Raw genomic sequence first — 21,174 nt, forward strand, 5'->3', positions numbered from 1 at the left:
AGGGCCTTAGCCCTGCCCCGCAACCGGATGAATCCTAGCCGGAGGCTTACATCCCTGCCGCAAGGATCGTGCCCGGAGCGATCTGGGCCCCTGGGGGGACAGTTACACCCGAGGCAAGAATGGCACCACGGGTTTTGAGTTGGGTTACGGTGAGCAAGCCACGGGTTTCGACGGTTGGTTGAACCTCCTCAAAGATAGCGGCTGTCAGGGTGGCGTTGTCACCAATCGCAACATGTTCGTCGAGCCAACTCGCCTGAATGGTAGCACCTTCCCCGACCACAACCCCAGTGGCCAGAGCCGAAGCCTGAACAGTTGCGCCCGCTTTGATGATGCAGCCATCACCAATGGCAACCGGGCCAATCAGACGTGCCCCGGCTTCGATCACGGCTTTGCCAATATGAACCGCACCCTCAAGCTGTGCTTCAGGGTGCAGGGTTGCCGACGGATCAATGCTGGCCCGGAGGTGAGCCTGACGCATAACCAGAAACTGGGCCGCGCTCAGGGCTTCCCAGGGGTTGCCAACAGGAACCCAGAAGCCCGTACAAATATGCGGGCGCACAGGATGCCTGGCGGCGAGCAGGGCAATCAGGTCGGTCAATTCCAGTTCGCCGCGTGGTGACGGCGTGATGGTTTCGACCAGAGAAAAGACCACCTGATCAAACTGGTAGATCCCGGGGTTGGCAAGCGCATCAGGCGGCGGATCGGCAGGCTTTTCGAGCATCCCATGAACCTTGCCGTCAACAATCTGCAGGACGCCGAATGAGCGGGCATCAGCCACCCGTAACCCGGCAACCCCATAGCGGCTCTGACACACCCCGAGCAGATCGGCCTGGGCAACGAGATTATCGCCATACAGCAAAAAAAAGGGCTCATCAACAGGTTGTGCCGCAAGCAAGGCACCTGCCGTACCGTTGACAACCTCTTGTCGCACATAGCGCAGGGCAATGCCCTGATAGTTTGCGCCAAAGGTCGCTTCGATCTGGTCGGCCCGATAGCCCACGACCAGGGTGACACGGTCAACGAGGCCAACCAGTTCATCAAGAATATGCGTGAGCAGCGGGCGTCCAAGCAGAGGGATCAACGGCTTGGGGCGCAGCAAGGTGAGCGGTCGTGTACGTTTCGACTCGCCAGCCGCCAAAATGACAGCGTGCCGCGTCGTACAAGCGTGTGTCATCGTATCATGATGAGCCATGCAAATCTCCATCAAGCAGATGTGTCATGGCTCAAGCATACCAGAAAAAGAGCCGTTCTTGCGGGCCTATAACCCGCAAGAACGGCTCTTTTCTGCTGATTACGCCGTCAACTGCTGAGTGAGCAAAATAGCCTGAGCGACTTCACGCATGGTTTTGCGGCTATTCATCGCGAGTTGCTGGATCTTGCGAAACGCCTCGCCTTCACTAAGGCCCTGGCGATCCATCAGATAACCCTTGGCGCGCTCGATCAGCTTGCGTGTCTCGATGCGGTCACGTAACTGATGCAATTCACGATAGCGGTTCATCTGTTCCTTCCAACGGGCCGTCGTAACCTCGATCAGGGGCATCAGATCGGTTTCACGAACAGGCTTGGTCAAATAGCCAAGCACACCGGCCTCGCGTGCCTGCATCACCAGTTCACGCGAGCTGTACGCGGTAAGGAGCAAGACCGGGGCGAGCCGTTCATCGTGGATCATACGGGCGGCGGTCAGCCCATCCACAACCGGCATTTTGACATCAAGAATCACAAGATCAGGGCGAAGCTGGCGCGTCAGATTGAACGCACTCTGCCCATCACTGACGTCACCGACGACAAGATAGCCCTGTTCTTGCAGGATCTCACGGAGATTCATGCGAATGAGTGGTTCATCATCAGCAATCAAGATGCGCGTGGTCATAGGTTTTCTCGTGGTAAGCACAGAAAAAAGCCCATGTGAGTGCCACCTTGGACACACAGATGAGCTACACTGCAATAAACATTGTTATGGTAGCAACAGGATACCACGTTGCTACCAGGGTTTCCTACGGTACCATTGCACAATCACAGAGGGGTAGCACTTGGATCTATTGCTACCCACTACGTGGCGTAACGCCGTGTCCCGCAGTGATGTGTCCGATATCAAGGCGTCCACCCTGTTGCTGGAAGCCACCAACAAACGGATTTTCAGCCATAAACATTGGCGTATCAAGATCAACAAACTCAAACCCACCGATACCTGCGGCGAAATGGGCCGACATCGTCATCGCCAGGAGGGACTCGACCATGCCGCCAATCATCAGGCGGAGACCGGTCACACGACAGATCGTCGCAATATCAAGCGCTTCGACGACACCGCATTTCATCAACTTGATATTGACGACCTGAGCGGCCTGTTCGTGGGCCAGGCGCAAGACATTCGCCGCGCTCGAAGCGGTTTCATCAGCGGCAACCGGGGCACCGCACCAACGGGACAACTGATTCATCCCTTCCCAATCATCACCATGGACGGGTTGCTCGATCAAAACCGGGTGGATCTGCTGGGCATGCAACGCACCAAGCAGCGTCAACATCTCGTCGGCGCGCATCCCTCCATTGCCATCAAGCATCAGGGGCGCGTCGGGCGCAACAGCGTGAATGGCAATCAGGCGGCGCAGGTCAAGATCGAGATCACCACCGCCAATCTTGACTTTGATCATCCGAATACCGCGATCGAGGATCGCCAGCGCTGCGGTTGATGCATCTTCGGGACTACCGGTCGTAATCGTCATATCGGTCTCGAGCACACTGCCTGCGCCGCCAAAAAAGACATAGAGCGGCATGCCGACATGCCGGGTCAGCGCATCCAGGATGGCCGTTTCGAGCGCACAACGCGCACTGCCGTGCTTGATCAACGGCTCACACAGCGCACGCGCCAGGGGGCGCCACTCACGGACATCCGCTCCCTCGATGATCGAACGTACGCTTTCGATAGCAGCCTGGGCACTCGCTTGCGTTTCGCCATTAAACGCAGGGAAAGGTGCGGCTTCACCATACCCAAGCGTGCCATCAGCGAGCTCGATCCGTACCAACAGATTGCGGGCGATCTCCTGCGACCCACCGGCAATCCCAAAGGGCGTTAACAAGGGGATATCGAGTGGCTCGACGGTCAGGTTGTGGATTGTTGTTGCGCTCATACTCATCGTTATGCTAAAAACTGCGTTGCAAGCGCAGATAGATCGTAATCGTTGCCAGGACAATCAGGGCCCCGAGGGCTTGCCAAAACGAGGTGAGGCGTTCACCAAGTAGCAAGGCGGCGAGGACAAGCGTTGCAATGAGCCGCCAGGCCATCGTGCTACTGACAAGCGGCGCACCAAGGTGGCGCAGGGCCGCGATCTGACCAAGGTTGGCACCCAGCAAGACAAAGACAACAAAACCAAAGAAGATAGCCCAATCGGCGGCCCCGATCACCGCATACCGGCTCCAATCTTCACCGATCATGAGGCTGATCATACCAGTCGTCAGGGTCAGTACGGTCAATTGTACCAGCATCACCGCTTCACCGGGAATAGCCGACTTGACGGTGCGCGGGATCAAGATCATATAAAATGCCAGGCTGATCGCCGAGACGAGAGCGAGGCCAATGCCGAGCCAATCACTGGCCGTGATCGCTAGCGTAAAACCATGTCCGGCCAGATCGCCACTCATCAACAACAGCGAGCCGAGCAGCGAAAAGCCAATGGCTGTCCAGGTGTAGGGCGGCAAACGATCGCGAAAGAGCGAGAAACTGAGCAGCGCGACAAGCAGCGGCGTCATCAGGGTGATGAGTTGCACATAGACCGCCAGCGTATAACGGGCCGCCAGCACATTGGTAATCGCACGCACAACCACAAAGAAGGCAAATGCCCAGATCGCAGGTTGCAGCAAAAAGCGGCCATCCAGACGACGCAACACAAAGGGGGCAAAGACGGCCAGAGCGATCAAGTTGCCGAACGCAAGCAGCGACATACTTGGCAGAAGCGTAACGGTCTGAAGGTAGCGGGCAAGCACGGGATACGCGCCCCAGCCAGTGTGGGCCAGCAGTGCCATGCCCATCCAGATCCAGTCATTGCTGCTATCGTCACGAGTCGTTGTCGGGACAGGCGTAACAGAAGAGCTCATGATTCCCAGATTTCTACAAAACAGAGGGTTGCAGTGCGTCATTGCAGTGGCGGTATTATAACGCACAGGTACAAAAAAGTTTAAAGCCGCGCTCACCACATGGTATAATGTTGGCTCACCGAGTTACAAGCTACATTATCCCTGCACAGGATATGCACGCTTATAAGCATAAGCTTTGACATGTCGTGGTTGATTTTTCGTTGCAGGTTGCCCGATTCTTTGGGCCGTGATGGTTTTGGAAGTTGAAGGAGCGGTTGTGTCTGATACTAAAATTATCTATTCGATGATCCGGGTGAGCAAGTTGCATCCACCCAATAAGGAGGTGCTGAAGAATATCAGTCTCTCGTATTTTTACGGGGCCAAGATCGGAGTTATTGGGGCCAACGGTTCAGGGAAAAGTTCACTGCTACGCATTCTCGCCGGGGTTGACAAAGATTTCAATGGCGAGACGGTGCTGGCCCCTGGCTATACGATTGGCTTGCTCGAGCAAGAGCCGCAGCTTGATGATACCCTGACGGTGCGTGACATTGTTGAGCAGGGTATGGCCGAGACGGTTGCGTTGATGCGGCGCTACGATGAAATCGCCGAGCACTTTGCCGATCCCGAAGCTGACTTTGATGCGCTGATTGCCGAGCAAGGCGAGTTGCAAGAAAAGATCGATCATGTTGATGGCTGGAATCTCGAAAGCAAGCTGGAATTGGCGATGGACGCCCTCCGCTGCCCGCCAGCCGAGACGCCGATCCGGGTGCTCTCGGGTGGGGAACAGCGACGGGTCGCACTCTGTCGTTTGCTTTTGCAGACGCCTGATATTCTGCTGCTCGACGAGCCGACCAATCACCTCGATGCCGAGTCGGTTGCATGGCTTGAACGTCACCTGCAAGAGTACAAGGGAACGGTCATTGCGGTGACGCACGACCGTCACTTTCTCAACAATGTGGCGGGCTGGATTCTTGAGCTTGAACGAGGCCACGGTATTCCCTGGCGGGGCAACTATTCAAGCTGGCTGGAACAAAAGCAGCAGCAGGTGGCCGCCAATGAAAAGCAAGCTAGCCAGCGCCAGAAGTCACTGCAACGCGAACTCGACTGGATCAATATGGCCCCCAAGGGTCGTCACGCCAAAAGCAAGGCGCGCATCAGTGCCTATGAGCGGCTGCTTAGTGAGAACCAGGAGCAACAGGATCGCGAGTTGGAGATTTTTGTACCCGCCGGGCCACGCCTCGGCGATGTGGTGATCAAGGCCGAGGGCTTGGCCAAGGGGTACGGCGACCGGTTGCTCTATGATAACCTCAGTTTTGATCTGCCGCCTGGCGGCATCGTTGGCATTATTGGGCCCAACGGCGCCGGCAAGACGACCCTCTTTCGTATGGTTGTCGGCAACGAACAACCTGATAGTGGCACTCTGACGATTGGTTCCACCGTCAAACTCGGGTATGTTGATCAAAGCCGCGATACCCTCAACCCTGACAAGACGGTCTGGGAAGAGATTTCGGAAGGCAACGATCTGATTGTGCTCGGCAATCGCCAGATCAATTCACGGGCCTACTGTGCGCGCTTTAATTTCACCGGGAGTGACCAGCAAAAACTGGTTGGCACGCTCTCGGGGGGCGAGCGCAACCGTGTCCATCTTGCGAAGGTGCTCAAGTCGGGGGCGAATGTCTTGCTGCTCGACGAGCCAACCAATGATCTCGATGTGCATACGTTGCGTGCGCTCGAAGAGGGCCTCGAGAACTTTGCCGGCTGTGCCGTGATCATCTCGCACGATCGCTGGTTCCTTGACCGTATTGCGACCCATATTCTGGCCTTCGAAAACGATAGCCAGGCGTTCTGGTTCCCCGGCAGCTATTCTGAATACGAAGCCGACTACCACCGGCGCAAAGGCTCGGCGGCCGATCAACCCCACCGCGTCATCTATAAAAAGCTTGTCCGTTAACGAAGGATCAAGCATGAAAAAAGATCAGCTGATCTTTTTTCATGCTTGATCCATATGGCGCACGCTAGGTTACCGCATTGTGGCCGCAACCCGTTGGCCCAATTCTACGGCAAAATTGGTTCCGCGATCCCAAGGGTAGACCTGGCTCATGCTGGCCCAGAAGAGACCAGGGAGCGGGGTGCGCAGCGGCGGGATGTTGACGCTATGGTTGACCGGCACAATTGGCTGTGCATAGCGCTCACGATGGAGCCAACTGTCACGCACCCAACTTGGCTCGAAAGCCCGGTTGACCAGCTTGAGCGAGGGCAAAAACCGCTCAAGCAGCGCCTCACGGCTCAGCTGGAAATATTCGTGGTCGGGTTCAAGATAGTCACCCAGATAGAGCAGATGGTCGCCCCCGTAATGCTCGGGTGCGATGAAATTGGTATGTTCAACCAGCGCCAGGTAGGGGAACTGATCTTTGGGCATATTCACCCAATAGAGGCCGTTGGTCAGCGGACGTTTGAGGGCGAGGGTCAGCACAACCGCCCCCATCGAGTCGAGCGTATTGAGTTGAGCCAGGTAGTCTTCAGGCAACTGCGGGGCCAGGTGCGTCAGAAGCGCTGGTGATCCCGTCACAAGCAGGCGATCACACGTCTCGGCAGGCAACCCCGCACAGAGCACCTCCCATCCGGTGCCAAGCTGGTGAAGCGCCGTCACCGGCGCACGCAAACGAACTTCAACCCCGAGACGCTGCAGGCGAGCAAGCAACGCATCGCAGAAGGCCTGAAACCCGCCGGTGAAATAGCCAAGCTTGAAGCTCCGCGAGCGCAAGCGCGCCCAGAGCCAGGCCATATTCACCGTCTGCGCGTGAGGGCCAAATTTGCCTTCGAGGAGCGGCAACCAGAGTTGCTCGTAGACATTACGCCCGGCCCAGCGTGACGTCCAGCGTGCGGCAGTCGTACGCTCGAGGCGTTGCCAGTTGCGTGTGACATACTTCAGATAGAACGCCACCGCGCCAAAGCGCACCCGATCATGGAAGGGCAAGGCAGGAAACTGCAACACCTGTCGTGGCCCGTTGAGGTCATAGCCACGCCCTTGCCACCACTGCGCCGTCACCTGCCCACGAAAAAAGAGACGATCAGCAAAACCAATCGTTTCAGCAAGTTGAATAATGGCGTGATCCGTCTCGAAAATATGGTGATAGAACCGTTCAAGCGGCCATTGCCAACGTGGGTCGCGAAACCCCGAGGCAAGCCCCCCGACAAGTGGGGCAGCTTCAAAGATGATGACCTGATGACCAGCCTGCGCTAGATCATAGGCGGCCGTCATCCCCGCTACCCCAGCCCCAATAATCGCAATCTTCATGGCGCAACTCCTGGCGCAACATCCTCACGCTCGCGGTCGCTCCGCTCTTGTTCAGCTTTCAAGCGTGCGGCCTGCTCCATATCACTCCACCCGATACTCTTGCGCAGCATATAGACAGCCCCAAGCAGGGTGATCGGCAACCAGAGGGCCATATGCAACACGACCGTATACCCGGTTGCAAGGGCCTGCGTAACGCCTGCCTGCATCAAGACGGCAATGCCAGGGGCGTGAAAGGTACCAATGTAGCCTGGCGTAGAAGGGATGGTAGTAAAGAGATTCACGACGGCGGTCATCAGCATCAAGACGGCAAACGAGACGGTGAAGGGAAAGGCCTGGAGCACCAGCCAGTAGGTCGACGTCTCGATCAACCAGATGAGCAGCGAGAGCCCGAGCATCACCACAAGATCACGCGGACTGCGGAGGGATTGCAGGCCAATGACAAAGCGATCAAAGAGACCGTGCAGCTTCGGGCGGATGCCAGACGGCGCCAGATGGTCAACAACAAGGGCATAGCTTTGACTCAAGCGAGCCGGGCGAGCCGCGAGCACCATAAAGATGAGCATGGCAACGCCAAAGAAGAGGCTAAAACCCAGCGCAACGGTTTGCAAACCTGCGGGCAAGGGGGCAAAGGGCAGGGTTATGCCGATGAAGAGCAACATCACGAGACCATCAAAGATGCGCTCGAGGACGACGGTTGCCAACGAAGCACTCATCGCAACGCCCTCTGTCCTGCGGAGCACATAGCTCCGCAAGACTTCACCTGCCCGTGCGGGATAGACATTATTGCCCATATAGCCAATGACAACCACAGGAAAGAGTCGTCGGGCCGATATGGGCACCAGATGCGCAAGCATTACCTGCCAGCGCAAGGTACGCAACCAGACACCCACAAAATAGACCAGGACGGCAGGTAGTAACCACCAGTAATTCGCGGTGCGAAGAGTCTGCAAGAACAGCCGCAGGTCAAGCCCACGCAACGCAATCGCGAGAAAGACAACGCTTACTCCCAGGCCAACCCACAACTTCCAACTACGCACCAGATCCTCCCTACCGTGACGTAAGCTGCTATAGCGCTTCATCATATCCCGGTGCGTGATCCCTGTCAATGTGACGACGCCCAAGCTCCCAAGGGCAGAGCAGGCGGCTTGCACGCACCGTATGACTATGCTACAATCGTTACGGCGATGGCGACGTAGCAAAGTGGTAATGCAGCGGTCTGCAAAACCGCGATTCGCGGGTTCAAATCCCGCCGTCGCCTCCACACAGCAGTGCCCCACCATTTCTGGTGGGGCACTGTCGTTTATACACTAAGAAGCAGCGGAATCGAGCCAATTTCAGGTCGGTAGACCTGACGTTGAATGGTATAATGCTTTTTAGGGAGGTTTTCATGGCTGAGACAATAACTACCAGTGAGATTGAAGCCCTGGTGAGTGAGGGTAACACCGCTTTGATTGCTGGCGATGCCTACACGGCCCGTCAGCGTTTTCGACGTGTGCTTGAACTTGACGCCGAACGGGTCGAGGCGTGGATCGGTCTGGCAGGAAGTGTGCGCCCATACCGCGAAAAGCGTGAACATCTGCGGCGGGCGCTCGAGATTGATCCGTCTCATGCGACGGCCCGTTCCATTCTAGAGCAGGTCGAAGCACGCCTTGCGGCCGGCGAAGTGCTGGCCCCCGGTGGGGTGCAGGTGCGTGAGGCAGAGCCGACGTTGCTGAGCATCGCTCGCAGCGAAGAAGCGGCGGCACTTGAGACCACGCCGACCGAGACAGCAACACCTGATGAGGTCGCAACCCTCTTCTGTTACAACCATCCGGATCGCGAAACTGGCTTGCGTTGCACCAACTGCAATCAGCCAATCTGTAGCGAGTGCGCCACCCCGGCGATTGTCGGCCAGCTTTGTCCGACATGCTTGAAGATCCGACGCCCCGTCAATTACCAGGTGAGCGAAGTCAACCTGCTTGTGGCTGGGGCGACGGCTTTGATCTATAGCCTGGCCATCTCATTCGTGGCCGTGCAACTGCTCGGCATGGTCGGTTTCTTTGGCTTCCTGTTGGCCTTTTTTCTCGGGCCACTGGCAGGCAACCTGCTCGTCCGACTCTCTGATCGTTTCACGAAAGGCAAGCGCGGCAAATTGATGCAAATTGCCCTGGGTATCTGTTACACACTCGGTGCATTGCCATGGCTTGGGATCACGCTGATCTTCGGTGTCTTGCCGCTGGGTCTGATTATCTTTACGGTGATGGCAATCACAACGGTTGTGGCCCAGATGCGCTAGACGGCCCTTGGTTTTGGACGAAGCAAATAGTAAATATTTGGTAATATGGTCGTTCTATCAAGCATAGGCAGGATGCAAAGAGCGCAAAGCAACGGCACAACAAGCATGAGGAATGTATGAGTGAACAGATCTATGGAATGACCCGGGCGCTCAGAGGCGATCAGAATCCGCTCGATGCGGTAGAGCAACGTTTGCGTGACCAGATTTTTGGTCAGGAACGGGCGATCGAAAGCCTTGTGCGGGTACTCAATCGTGCTCGTTTTGGTTTTTCAGCGGGCAATCCGCGGCGCCCTCGTGCGACGCTGCTGTTCCTTGGCCCAACTGGGGTTGGCAAGACGGCGACGGCCCGCGCGCTTGCCGAAATGCTGCGCCCCGATGGCGAAGCTTTTTTAAAGGTCGATTGCTCGCTGTTCAGCCAGGGCCACGAGGTGAGTGCGCTCGTTGGCGCACCTCCGAGCTATGTGGGACGTGATCAGAAGCCGTTGCTCAATCCTGAGATTATCGAACAAGAAAATAGTGTGGTGCTCTTTGATGAAATTGAGAAGGGTCAGCCTGAACTTTGGAATCTGTTGTTGCAAGTGATGGAAGATGGTGAGATCCTGCTGCTAAATGGGGGGCGGCGCGTCTCTTTCCAACGAAGCATTGTCATTTTCACGACTAATGTTGGTGCCAAAGAGATGGTAGATTTCCTGGATCGACGCACGATTGGGTTCCGTACGCCGCATCAGGATGTCGAGGCAATGGGTCAGCAGATCTATCAGATTGGCTTCGAGTCGCTGCAGAAGGTCTTCCAGCCTGAGTGGATCAATCGCCTTGATGAGATTATTGCGTTTCGCCCGCTTTCAAGCGATGTGTTGCGCCAGGTGCTCGATTATATGGTGTTGGAGAGCAATGAACAATACCTGCGCCACGGGATCAAGGTTGAGTTGACCACCGAAGCACGTGAGTATCTGCTGAACAAAGGGTTTGACTCGCGTTTTGGGGCGCGGCCTTTGCGTCAACAGTTGCTCAAGTATATTGATGCTCCTCTGGCCGATTTGCTTGCCTCCGGGGGTATTCCAGCAGGCAGCAAGGTGCTGGTAACGTATACCGGGGTCGACCGGCATGGCGAGGCGCTTGAGTTCTTTTACCAGGCGGCCCCTGAATTGTTGCGTCAGGCTGAAGAATTGCGTGCCCGTGAGATTGGTCGCATTGCCATTAAAGAGAGCGAAGGTCCTCAACCGCCCAGCATTAGCCTTACCAATGAACGCAGCAATGCCGCTGAAGGTGGTATGGGTGGCCTGGGTATCCGCGGCCCCCGGATTACCCCGCGCCGCAACGAAGGCCGGTAAGCTTGAGCATGAGTGGCAGATCAACGGCCAGCAAAACTGGCCGTTTTTGTGTTTCGCGTGGTTAGGATACTTTTTCCAGAGGCGCGATGCTCGCCAGCAGTTTGACAAAACCTCGGCTGCGAAACTCGACGGTGATGTGCCATTCGACGGTGCGCCGGGTGCGTCGTTGATCAATCGCCACGACCGTACCAGGGCCAAAGTGGGGATGACGTACCGCTTCACCAATGCGGTAGTCGGGCGGATCGGCAGGTGAGCGCACACGTTCATCTGCTGGCACCGGTGCAGGCTCTGGGAAGAGACACGCGAAGTCGGGAAAGGGGGCCAGGTCAGGCGCGAGCTTATCATCCGCCAGGGTTCGCCAGAAGGCTTCGTCGGCGGGTGTGATGTTGTGCCGTTCGGTGAGTTGCTGGTCGCGAAGCAACGCTAGCAAGCCGAGGAGACGGGCAACGAACCGGGTACGCAGGGGCGGCGCGATCTTCCACCAGTGGGTGAAAAAGCGTTCTTGCCCGTACTGACGAGGAAAAGGGAGCATCCGCACGGCGGCGACTGCCGTCCAGGTCGCCGGGTCGCTCGCGAGCAACGCACCAATGACGGTGCCCCACTCCAACACCGTATCTACATCAGCGGCGAGCAAGAAGGGCGAGAGTTGCGCATCCCCTCCATTGACCGCATAGAGGTACAGGTCGCGCCGTGCCCGCGTGATGGCAACATAGAGCAAGCGACGTTCTTCATCAATGTCATCGGAACCACCGCAGGGAAGATAGCCAGCATTGCAATTGGGCAGCAACACCACCGGCCATTCGAGCCCCTTGGAGCGATGGATCGTGCGAATGTCCACCCCGTCAGACGGAGCATCGCGCTGAGCCTGTAGTCGTTCCGCCGCTAGTTCTTCCAGATGCTGAAGCAACTGATCCAGATTACCTTTACCTGCGGCATACTGCAGAAAAGCCGCCACATTCCCCGCTCGTCCCGCCCCTGTCTCGGCGCTGCCACTCTGCTCACGCAAGAAGGACTGGTAGGCCAGGCGCCGATCCAACTCCAGCAGGAGTTGATCGGCAGGAAGGGTCGCCCGCATATCACCAAGCCAGACCAGCAGATCGGCGAGTTCCTGCAGCTTCACGGCGAGCCGATCATGCACCCGGGGCATCAGTTCGACCAGGGCATCACTGAGCGGTACATGACGACTGGTCGCCAGCGCCAGCACTTCATTGGCAAGCTGACGTGAGAGATAACGCCGCGGTCGGTTGTAGAGCGCACGCCAGCAGGCGGCAACACGTTCAGCCTCTTCGCCCACGAGGGTTTGCCCACGACGCAACTGGGCATCACCGGCGGCGAGTTCGGCATACTTCAACAGATCGGCCACCTCGCGCCGCGCAAAAAAGGGCTCGTCCCCGGCAATGCGATACGGAATACCCGCCTCGATCAGCGCCTGTTCGACCGCCGGCGTCTGCGCGGTAAGCCGCACGAGGATCGCAATCTGTGGATAGGTATACCCCTGACGTAGGGCGGCAGCAATATCGGCAACCATCTGCTGACCCATGGCCTGGACATCAAGTGCCCGGCGTAGCAGGGTGCAGCCGGCAAAACCCTGGGTTATCACCAACTGCTTGGGGTAGCGATCACGATTCTGCGTAATGACACTGTTGGCCAGCAGAATCTGCGAGGCCTGGCAGCGAAAATTCTCGGTGATCGTATAGACAACCGCCCCATAGCGCTGCTCAAACTCGCGAAAAAAGCTCATACTGGCCCCACGAAAGCCGTAGATCGTCTGGTCGTCATCACCGATCGCCATATAGTTGCGATGCACCTTCGTCAAGCGATCAAGGATCTCGGCCTGAGCCAGATTGACATCCTGGAACTCATCAACAATGACGGCATCAAAACGCTGCTGCCAGCGCGTGCAAAGCGCGGGACTACGCATCAGGGCTTCCCAGCTCAACATCAGCATATCATCGAAGGTCAGCCAGCCGCGTTCACGGCGCACCTCCTCGTGCAACCGATAGAGGTCACGGTACCAGGGCATGCCAGGTGGAGCAATGGCCTGACTCGCTACGGTCATAGCCTCTTCGGGCAAACCACTGGTTGCGAGATCAGGGTAACAGAGATTGCCCTTGCAGGCACCGAGGTAATCAAGAAAATCCTGCTCATCAAGGGCATCGAGCGCATCGGCGGGAATAACCTGGGTCGTACGCGCACGATCACGGGCTGTCCAGAGGATCTGGCGTTCCTCGCCGTTCATTTTGAGGGCATTTTGGGCCAGTGGAGGTAAGGCCCCACATTCGGCCGCATCATTGACAATCTTCAGGCCAAGCCCATGGAGTGTGCGACGGATCACGCGGCGACAGTGCGGCCAAGCCGCCAGCGCCTCGCCGAGGTCATCAACGGCGGCCTTGCTAAAAGAACTGACGAGGATCCGGTCAGGGGCAAAGATGCGCTCACGCACCAGACGCTCGACGCGATGCACCATGGCCGTCGTCTTGCCGGCTCCTGCCACAGCAAAAACCATGGCCGGGCCATGGTTATGGGCAACGATCTGTTGTTGTTGCTCGGTGAGTTGCATGCTTCGGCGTCGCCTGGGGGCCTGCGGCCTCAAACCTCAGGTAAGTTGGTCATTTTTGAAGGCCTACGGATGAGGATGCCGACGGCACCCTCATCCGTAGACGCTCTCATTCTCATCTACGGCGTCGTCTCGGTCACCGGCTCACCAACCGGCTCAGCCGGAGCGGCAGGCTGTTGCTGAACCGGATTCGACATAATGTCATCGGAGGGAATGCTGACGAAGGGCATAAACCCATTGTCGCCACTCCCCATAAAGCGGGGCAAGATGCCATCCCAGCGCTCGATCATACGCAACTGCAGCAACTCGGGTGAGATAACTTCGCGCTGGAGGCGCAGGGCCTCGGCTTCGGCGCGGGCAACCTCAAGCCGAGCCTTGGCCTCAGCCTCGGCGCGGGCAACCTGCTGCTGAGCCTCGATCCGAGCACGCTCAAGCTCACGCGTAGCACGGAGGGCATCCTGCTCAGCGACCTGCTTGGCCTCGATTGCTCGTGCAAACTCGGGGCTAAAATTGAAATCGGTGATCGACACGCTCTCGACAATAACACCACGTGGGGTCAATTGTTCGACGAGCACATCACGCATCTGCAATGAAACTTCGGGTCGACGGGTAATCAATTCTTCAGCCGTAAAACGCGCCGTCACTGCTTTGAGCGCTTCCTGAATGGCTGGATCAACGACACGACGCTCGTAATCCACCCCGATCTCCCGAACCAGACGATCAACCGTGGCTGAGTCAGGCCGGTAGTTAATCACGAGTTGCGTCGTCACGGTCTGAAGGTCACGTGAAGCGGCAGTTGACTGCGACTCATAGCGTTGTGTACGCACCTCAACTACGGTGACCGACGTGATAAACGGCATACGGAAGTGCAAGCCTTCACCATAGACAGTCGTAATTTCACCAAAAGTCTTGACGACACCACGGGTACCAGCCTGAACCTGGGTTACCGAATTGGTGAGCAAGATCGCACCAACGGCCAGCAGAATGACCACCCCGGTGAGGAGCGGAACAAGTGCCCGGGGTGAAGAAGGGCCGGGCATGGGTACTCTGGAAGGTCCTTGAGACATAAGTTTTCCTTTTCTCTTTCGATACAGCGTGATGCTCTTACCACTTGTGTTGAACACGCCGTTAGCGTGTATACCTCAGTATACCGCATTCTAGCCTTGCTTGCTGCAATGCTGCGACGCGTTACCTTGTCCCCCGTTACTGCGCTAGCTTTTGCCAGCGCAACAACAACAGGTTTCTCAGCAAACTCTCAGCAAAGCGTAACGCTCTGGCAAGCTAGCTATTATCGCTCTCGACAGCCCATAGATGTATGATAGATTTAGATAGAAAGCGATCCGAAAGGGGGCTCATCATGCAAACCCAATCCAGTTTAAGCATTCACACGTATCCTCATGGCTTACGACGCCGTATCTTTTCTGTACGGACACTTAGCTTGCTCGTACTTTTGTTCTTAGTGGCCTTTTTGACGCTTGGAGCGGCAAAACCAGCCGGGGCGACAAGTACCGCGAGGACACGTTGTTTTCCCGAAACCGGTTATTGCATGACCGGGCCAATTCTTCATTATTGGGAAAAGCGTGGTGGCTTGTCAGTGTTCGGGTATCCTATTACCGAACAGCGCCTCGAAACGGTGGAAGATCGGACGCTTCAGGTGCAATGGTTTGAGCGTGATCGCCTCGAGATCCAGGCCGACGGTACGATCACGGCTGGGCGACTCGGTGCGCGTGCGCTTGAGCTCCAGGGTCGGCGCTGGGAAAACCAACCCCGTCAAGATCCATTGCCACCCGATACCGGGGGATGCCACTATTTTGCGGCGACAGGTCAGGTGCTCTGCGAACCATGGCTTGGCTATTGGGTCAATAATGGAGGCTTGGAGCGTTTCGGTTACCCGATTTCGGGCTTACGCCTCGAGATGATCGAAGGGAAGCCATATACGGTACAATATTTCGAGCGCCGCCGGATCGAACATCATCCAGAGTATGCCGGTACGCCCTACGAATATCTCTATGGTCTATTGGGTCGTGAGGTGCTCGCCGTACAGAATCTGCCAGTCTGCCAGGGGCCGCCCCGCGATGTCCAGTTTGGCCTTGAGGATCGCATCGGCTATGTCGAGTTCCGTTCGGCCCTGCAATGCCCCAGCATCAGTTATGCTAGTGTGCCAGCCGCATTCCAGCAGTTCAGTGGCGGCGTGATGATCTGGCTCGACCTGGGTGAAGCTGGCCGTAAGATCTATGTGTTGCGGTACCCACGCGAGGGCATGGATAGCTACACCTATGCGGTGTATGATGATACGTATCAAGAAGGCGATCCACCCATTGACGAAAAGCCACCCGAGGTGCCACCACGCTCGCCCATCCAGCCAAGTGTGCCGCAACGTGGCTTTGGCAAAGTCTGGGCTGCTGGTGAACGCGAATACCTGGGCTATGCGATTTTCCGTGAACAACCCGAACAGGCCAATGTCCAATTCTTTGGGGTCGGCGGGATGGCCCTGCGGTTGCTCGTCTCGGGTCAAATCGGCATCTTTGGGCCTGAATACAATCAGGCGCAGTTCTGGCCTTCATAACGTGAAAGCTTGCCGCATATGATGGCAGTCCTTAACTGAATGTGGATGAGCCGCAGGCCTCTCCAGCTTCCGCGCAGCGTCATCACGTTTCTCGGAAGCAACTAGCTTCCGAGAAACGTGATGACGCTGCTCATTCTTACACCCAATCCGGCGCTTGATCGTACAATGACCTTTGCCAACCTGCGCCTCGGGATAGTTCAGCGCACCGATCAGGTGGTGGTGGCTGCAGGTGGCAAGGGATTGAATGTGGCACGTGCAGCGCATACGCTCGGCCAGCAGGCCCTGGTCTGTGCACCCCTTGGTGGATCTACCGGCAGGTACGTGGCAGCCCTGGCCGAGGCCGAGGGCCTTGTTGGCTCTTGGTACTATCACAACGCGGGCGAAACACGTACGTGTGTCTTGCTGGTCGACCCTGAGGCCGATGATGCGACTGCCCTCAATGAGGCGGGGCCGATCCTTGGCGACGATGATTGGACCGGCTTTGCCGCCAGTGCAAACAAGGCAGCCCTTGAAGCAAAGCTTGCCATCGTCTCAGGGAGTCTGCCCCGCGGCATTGCCCCCGAGCACTTTGCGGCCCTGATTGCCCAGATCCAGGGTCAGGGGCTGCCGCTGATCATTGACACCAGTGGCGCGGCACTCGCTGCCGCCCTGAGGGCACAACCGTGGGGCGTGAAGGTCAATGGCGCAGAACTGGGGGATGTCCTGGGTCGATCAATTGCCAGCGTTGACGCCGCTATTCCTGCCCTGAGCGAACTGCGCAGTCAGGGCATCACGCTGGCGGCGGTTTCCCTTGGGGGACTGGGCTGCGTTGCCAGCACCAACGAGGGAACCTGGCATGCCCAACCACCGCCCATCACCCTGATCAGTAGCGTAGGGAGTGGCGACTCACTGCTCGCCGGGTTGGCAACGGGCCTGCTGCGCGGCATGGCGCTGCCCAACGCATTACGCCTCGCGGTCGCATGCGGTACCGCCGATGCCCTCACGGTTGGCGGTGGCCGCATTGATCCGGCGCAGGTCGCTGAGCTCACGGCGACAACAAGGCTCACCGAGTTGTGACGTTCGTTGTCATAGCATTGCCGTAAACTGAAGAGAGTGTCAACAAGGTTTTCTGACATGCGTGCAGCCGTGTCATGCTGGGCCACCAGAGACCTCACAGATCTTGAAGACCTTGTGTGAAAGGCCGCCCTCCCCCGCTCCCCCGCTGGGCAGGCGCGCCGGAACGAAAGATCTGTGAGGTCTCACGGGCGCGCATCCTGAATAAGCCTCAAGCAAACTGGAGTGAGGGAAATGATAATCACATATGGCCTTGCCGAGTCATCACTTGGTCTGGTGATGGTTGCAACGAGTGAACGAGGTTTGTGTGCGGTGGAATTTGGCGATGATGAGGCGATGCTGCTGGCGCAGTTGCGCGCCAGTTTTCCTCATGCCGAGGTTCACGTAACTGACCCCGATGCGAATGCAAGCTTGCAACAGGTGCTTGCGTTTGTAGAGCAGCCTGAGCGTACGGTCGATCTGACGCTCGATATTCAGGGAACAGCCTTTCAGGAGCGTGTGTGGCAGGTGTTGCGCACCTTGCCTGCCGGGTCAACCATCAGCTATAGTGAACTTGCCGAGCGTATCGACAACCCAAAGGCTGTCCGTGCCGTGGCAAGCGCCTGTGCCGCCAATCGGCTCGCGGTGGTCATTCCCTGCCATCGCGTCGTACGTAGCGACGGTGGGCTCAGTGGTTACCGCTGGGGCATCGAACGCAAACGCGAATTGTTGCGACGCGAACGCAAAGATACTTAATCCAATATGCGCTTGTCCTGGTTCCAGCCAAAGGGCCAGCGATGCTGGCCCTTTGGCTGGAACCATCCCATAATTCTACACCTTGCGGCCCAATGATGCTACGCCTTCAGACTGATGGCGCTTGCAACAAGAGCACGTACAATGAGCGCAGTTTGAAGCCTCGCACGTTGGTTGAGAGGCAGGGTAGAAGGATAAAGAAAGGCATATATGCTTGCGGTAAAAACAGTAGCGCAACAGGAACCAGTCGCACCTGCCCATCTGATCATCCGGGATATGGACTATAGCGATGCTGATTATGTCGCTCTGGTTGAAGTTAGCAATGCCTGTTATCCTGAATATCCTGGCACCATTGATGAGTGGAAGCATGAAGATGCGCATCGCCCGGCCCATCTCAAGTATCGGCGCTGGCTGGCCGAAGTTGATGGTACCGTTGTCGCCTATGGCAACTATGATCAATTTGAAGCAATGTACAATCCGCGCCTCTTCCATATCTCGGTTGGTGTCCATCCCACCTGGCAGCGTCGTGGCATTGGTGCAGCCTTTTATACGACTATCGTCGAGGCACTAAACGAATTTGATCCATTGCGCATCCGCGCACGTGCCCGCGAAGATTATCAGGCTTCGCTGCGCTTTCTTCAGCAACGGGGCTTTGTCGAAGATCTGCGCGAGTGGGAGTCCCGGCTCGAAGTAGCGGCATTTGACCCGACGCCCTATCAGGGTCACGAGGCCAGGGTCGTTGCCAGTGGCATCCGCATTGCGACGCTTGCCGAGTTGATAGCGACCGATCCCGATCATCGCCAGAAACTCTACGAACTTGATGTCGATCTGACCAACGATGTGCCCCATCCCGAGCCGACAACGGGGTTTAGTTACGAAACCTTCGAGCATTTCTATTTCAAAGGGCCAAATCTCATGCCCGAAGGCGTCTTTGTGGCCCTTGATGGTGAGCGCTACGCTGGCCTCAGTGCGCTCTGGAAGAGCCAGGGCGACCCACGTGAACTGTATACCGGGCTCACCGGTGTGCGTCGTGAATATCGGCGGCGTGGCATTGCCTTGGCCCTCAAGTTACGGGCGATTGAGTTTGCCCGACAGCTTGATGTTGCGGTCATCAAGACCTGGAACGAGTCAAATAATCGGCCCATGCTGAGCATCAACGAAGCCCTTGGCTTTGTGAAGCAGCCGGCCTGGGTAAGTTTTGTCAAGACACTTTAAGGATATATGAAGATAACCATCCGCCCTTTTCGGTATGATGATGCCGATTACGAGGCTTTTGTCACCATCCGTAACGCCGTCTATCCCGACTATCCCCATTCGATCGCCGAGTGGCGTCGCTGGGACGACAAACGGGAGGAGCGGATGAACTTTCGCCGATTTATTGCCGAGATCGATGGGCAAGCCGTCGGCAGTGCGTTTCACGAGCATGTTCCGTGGATGTACCATCCACAGAAGTTTTTTATCAATCTGTTTGTGCATCCAATGCACCGTGGGCAAACGGTCGGGACACAACTCTACCATCATCTGCTGAACGAGCTTGCACCGTTTGATCCGGTAACGTTGCGGCATACGCTGCGCGAAGATCAAGTCGAGGGGATGCGGTTTGCCCGGCGCTATGGCTTTGTGGAAGAGATGCGCGCCTGGGAATCGCGGCTTGATGTGGCAAACTTTGATCCTACCCGCTTTGCCGGGGCCGAAGAGCGCGTCCTCAACCAGGGTTTGACGATCACAACGGCCGAAGATCTGCTCGTCCGCGATCCTGCGTTCTGGCAGAAACTCTATGCCTTTGATTGCGAAGCATCGCTTGATGTGCCCATGCCTGAGCCGTATACTGCACCTCCGTTTGAGGTCTGGATCAAGTATTTTGAGGATAATCCGAGCTTCATTCCTGAGGCCTATTTTGTTGCGGTTGACGGCGACACCTATGCTGGGGCAAGTGCCCTCTGGCGGCGTGATCAGAGTGATGATCTTGAAACCGGCTTTACGGGTGTCTTGCGAGCGTATCGACGTCGCGGCATCGCCCTCGCGCTCAAGTTGCGGGCGGTGGCCTATGCAAAACAGGTCGGCGCACCAGTCATCCGTACTGATAATGAATCAAACAATCGTCCGATGCTGAGCATCAACGAAGCCATGGGTTTTGTGAAACAGCCAGCATGGGTTACACTATGTAAGCAGATGCAAAGCGCGTAAGGTGCGTTGAGGAGAAGAGTAATGACGCTGCCCCTGGTGCGGCTGGCAGGAACACCCTATGAGCAGGGCTTTGTACATGGCGAGACGCTCTATGAGCAGATCGAAAATAATCTCGGTGTCTATTTTGCCCGTTTCGAGCGTGAACTGAAACTTACCCGGGTTGAAACGTTACGGCGTGCCGATCAGTATGCCGAGGAAATCGCCGAACAGTGCCCCGCCTACCACGAAGGGATGCGGGGCATTGCTGATGGTTCGGGGGTGAGTCTCGCGGCCATTGCCGCCCTGAATGTGCGCTACGAACTCTTTTATGATGAGTTTGCCGAAAAGCCAATCCCTGATGGGTGTACAGCCTTTGCCCTCTTGCCCGAAGCAACCTCAACGGGTCACCTGCTGATCGGCGAGAATTGGGATTGGATTGCCGGCGTACGCGGGGCCATTATTCATACCGAAGAGACTGATGGTCTGCGGACGCTAGCGTTTACCGAAGCAGGCATTTTTGGCGGCAAAATTGGCATGAATAGCGCGGGCCTAGGCCTGCTGATCAATGGGTTGACCAGTCGCGATGATGACTGGTCGCGGTTGCGTCGCCCCTTTCATGCCCGCTGCTACGAGATCCTGCGCTCGCGTACGCTGGAAGAGGCGATCCGGGTTGTCCTTGAGGAAGATCGCTCATGCTCGGCCAATTTTGTCCTTGCGCAAACGCCTGATCAGGTACTTGATCTTGAAACCTCGCCCGACCGGGCCGGGCAGTTGCAGTGCCAGGCTGGGTGTCTCGTGCATTCGAATCACTTTGTCAACCCGACCGCGCTCGGCATTGTGGAACGCAATGTCGAGACGAATCCGCACTCGCAACGACGCCATGCCCGCCTCGAACGCCTCTTGCAAGCCCATCGTCCCGTGAGTCTCGCGGATGTGCAGGCTGCACTGCGCGATCACGAGGGCCATCCCTATTCGGTCTGCTTTCATATTGACCCGAACGAGCCGCCTGAAGAGTTTTATGAGAGTGTGACCTCGGTGGTGATGGATCTGCAGGCCGGTACGCTGTATGCAACCGATGGGCCACCGTGTGGTACCGACTACGTACTGTATCATTTATAGGCAATGACC

Annotated in this window: 17 protein-coding genes and 1 tRNA gene; 10 read left to right on the forward strand and 8 right to left on the reverse strand. The window is 57.0% G+C overall.

The window, feature by feature from the left end; genetic code table 11:
• Positions 1-46 precede the first annotated feature (46 nt).
• The 4 genes from A9Q02_RS11650 to A9Q02_RS11665 all read right to left on the reverse strand — a co-directional run bounded on the left by A9Q02_RS11650 (position 47) and on the right by A9Q02_RS11665 (position 4,089).
• Positions 47-1,192 (reverse strand): sugar phosphate nucleotidyltransferase, encoded by a 1,146-nt coding sequence (locus A9Q02_RS11650; protein ID WP_245860508.1) that lies wholly within the window; start codon positions 1,190-1,192, stop codon positions 47-49.
• Positions 1,193-1,291: 99 nt separating this feature from the next.
• Complete coding sequence (locus tag A9Q02_RS11655) at positions 1,292-1,870, reverse strand: ANTAR domain-containing response regulator (RefSeq protein ID WP_097653252.1); 579 nt, start codon at positions 1,868-1,870, stop codon at positions 1,292-1,294.
• 172 nt (positions 1,871-2,042) lie between these two features.
• Positions 2,043-3,125, reverse strand: coding sequence for a dipeptide epimerase (locus A9Q02_RS11660; protein WP_097653253.1), 1,083 nt, complete (start codon positions 3,123-3,125; stop codon positions 2,043-2,045).
• A gap of 13 nt (positions 3,126-3,138) precedes the next feature.
• Positions 3,139-4,089 (reverse strand): DMT family transporter, encoded by a 951-nt coding sequence (locus A9Q02_RS11665; RefSeq protein WP_245860509.1) that lies wholly within the window; start codon positions 4,087-4,089, stop codon positions 3,139-3,141.
• 256 nt (positions 4,090-4,345) lie between these two features.
• Here A9Q02_RS11665 and ettA point away from each other — a divergent pair, with 256 nt between their 5' ends.
• Complete coding sequence (gene ettA / locus A9Q02_RS11670; protein WP_097653255.1) at positions 4,346-6,019, forward strand: energy-dependent translational throttle protein EttA; 1,674 nt, start codon at positions 4,346-4,348, stop codon at positions 6,017-6,019.
• A 69-nt stretch (positions 6,020-6,088) separates the two neighbouring features.
• On the opposite strand, the gene A9Q02_RS11675 is transcribed toward ettA, so the two are convergent.
• Positions 6,089-7,366 carry an NAD(P)/FAD-dependent oxidoreductase gene (locus A9Q02_RS11675; protein ID WP_097653256.1) on the reverse strand — a complete coding sequence of 426 codons (1,278 nt, stop codon included), beginning with the start codon at positions 7,364-7,366 and terminating at the stop codon, positions 6,089-6,091.
• Positions 7,363-8,448, reverse strand: a complete 1,086-nt coding sequence (locus A9Q02_RS11680) for a lysylphosphatidylglycerol synthase transmembrane domain-containing protein (RefSeq protein ID WP_245860510.1) — start codon at positions 8,446-8,448, stop codon at positions 7,363-7,365. The genes A9Q02_RS11675 and A9Q02_RS11680 overlap by 4 nt, the downstream gene beginning before the upstream one ends.
• A 104-nt stretch (positions 8,449-8,552) precedes the next feature.
• Here A9Q02_RS11680 and A9Q02_RS11685 point away from each other — a divergent pair.
• The 3 genes from A9Q02_RS11685 (at position 8,553) to A9Q02_RS11695 (ending at position 10,972) form a co-directional block, all read left to right on the forward strand.
• Positions 8,553-8,627: transfer RNA gene (locus tag A9Q02_RS11685), tRNA-Cys, on the forward strand.
• A gap of 126 nt (positions 8,628-8,753) precedes the next feature.
• Positions 8,754-9,641, forward strand: a complete 888-nt coding sequence (locus A9Q02_RS11690; protein WP_097653258.1) for a B-box zinc finger protein — start codon at positions 8,754-8,756, stop codon at positions 9,639-9,641.
• Positions 9,642-9,757: 116 nt separating this feature from the next.
• On the forward strand, positions 9,758-10,972 hold the full coding sequence (locus A9Q02_RS11695; protein ID WP_097653259.1) for an AAA family ATPase: 1,215 nt from the start codon (positions 9,758-9,760) through the stop codon (positions 10,970-10,972).
• Between the two features lie 61 nt (positions 10,973-11,033).
• On the opposite strand, the gene A9Q02_RS11700 is transcribed toward A9Q02_RS11695, so the two are convergent.
• Positions 11,034-13,532, reverse strand: a complete 2,499-nt coding sequence (locus A9Q02_RS11700) for an ATP-dependent helicase (RefSeq protein WP_097653260.1) — start codon at positions 13,530-13,532, stop codon at positions 11,034-11,036.
• A 116-nt stretch (positions 13,533-13,648) separates the two neighbouring features.
• Complete coding sequence (locus A9Q02_RS11705; RefSeq protein WP_172450899.1) at positions 13,649-14,596, reverse strand: prohibitin family protein; 948 nt, start codon at positions 14,594-14,596, stop codon at positions 13,649-13,651.
• A gap of 527 nt (positions 14,597-15,123) precedes the next feature.
• Between A9Q02_RS11705 and A9Q02_RS11710 the strand changes: the two genes are divergently transcribed.
• The 6 genes from A9Q02_RS11710 (at position 15,124) to A9Q02_RS11735 (ending at position 21,165) form a co-directional block, all read left to right on the forward strand.
• Positions 15,124-16,095: a hypothetical protein gene (locus tag A9Q02_RS11710; protein ID WP_097653262.1), complete on the forward strand. Its 972-nt coding sequence runs from the start codon at positions 15,124-15,126 to the stop codon at positions 16,093-16,095.
• A 120-nt stretch (positions 16,096-16,215) separates the two neighbouring features.
• Complete coding sequence (locus tag A9Q02_RS11715; RefSeq protein WP_097653263.1) at positions 16,216-17,151, forward strand: 1-phosphofructokinase family hexose kinase; 936 nt, start codon at positions 16,216-16,218, stop codon at positions 17,149-17,151.
• Positions 17,152-17,382: 231 nt separating this feature from the next.
• Positions 17,383-17,883: a methylated-DNA--[protein]-cysteine S-methyltransferase gene (locus A9Q02_RS11720; protein ID WP_097653264.1), complete on the forward strand. Its 501-nt coding sequence runs from the start codon at positions 17,383-17,385 to the stop codon at positions 17,881-17,883.
• Between the two features lie 207 nt (positions 17,884-18,090).
• Positions 18,091-19,095, forward strand: a complete 1,005-nt coding sequence (locus A9Q02_RS11725; protein WP_245860511.1) for a GNAT family N-acetyltransferase — start codon at positions 18,091-18,093, stop codon at positions 19,093-19,095.
• 6 nt (positions 19,096-19,101) lie between these two features.
• Positions 19,102-20,067 carry a GNAT family N-acetyltransferase gene (locus tag A9Q02_RS11730; RefSeq protein ID WP_097653265.1) on the forward strand — a complete coding sequence of 322 codons (966 nt, stop codon included), beginning with the start codon at positions 19,102-19,104 and terminating at the stop codon, positions 20,065-20,067.
• A gap of 21 nt (positions 20,068-20,088) precedes the next feature.
• On the forward strand, positions 20,089-21,165 hold the full coding sequence (locus A9Q02_RS11735) for a C45 family autoproteolytic acyltransferase/hydrolase (RefSeq protein WP_097653266.1): 1,077 nt from the start codon (positions 20,089-20,091) through the stop codon (positions 21,163-21,165).
• Positions 21,166-21,174 lie beyond the last annotated feature (9 nt).

It is taken from the genome of Candidatus Chloroploca asiatica, from assembly GCF_002532075.1.
GTDB lineage: Bacteria > Chloroflexota > Chloroflexia > Chloroflexales > Chloroflexaceae > Chloroploca > Chloroploca asiatica.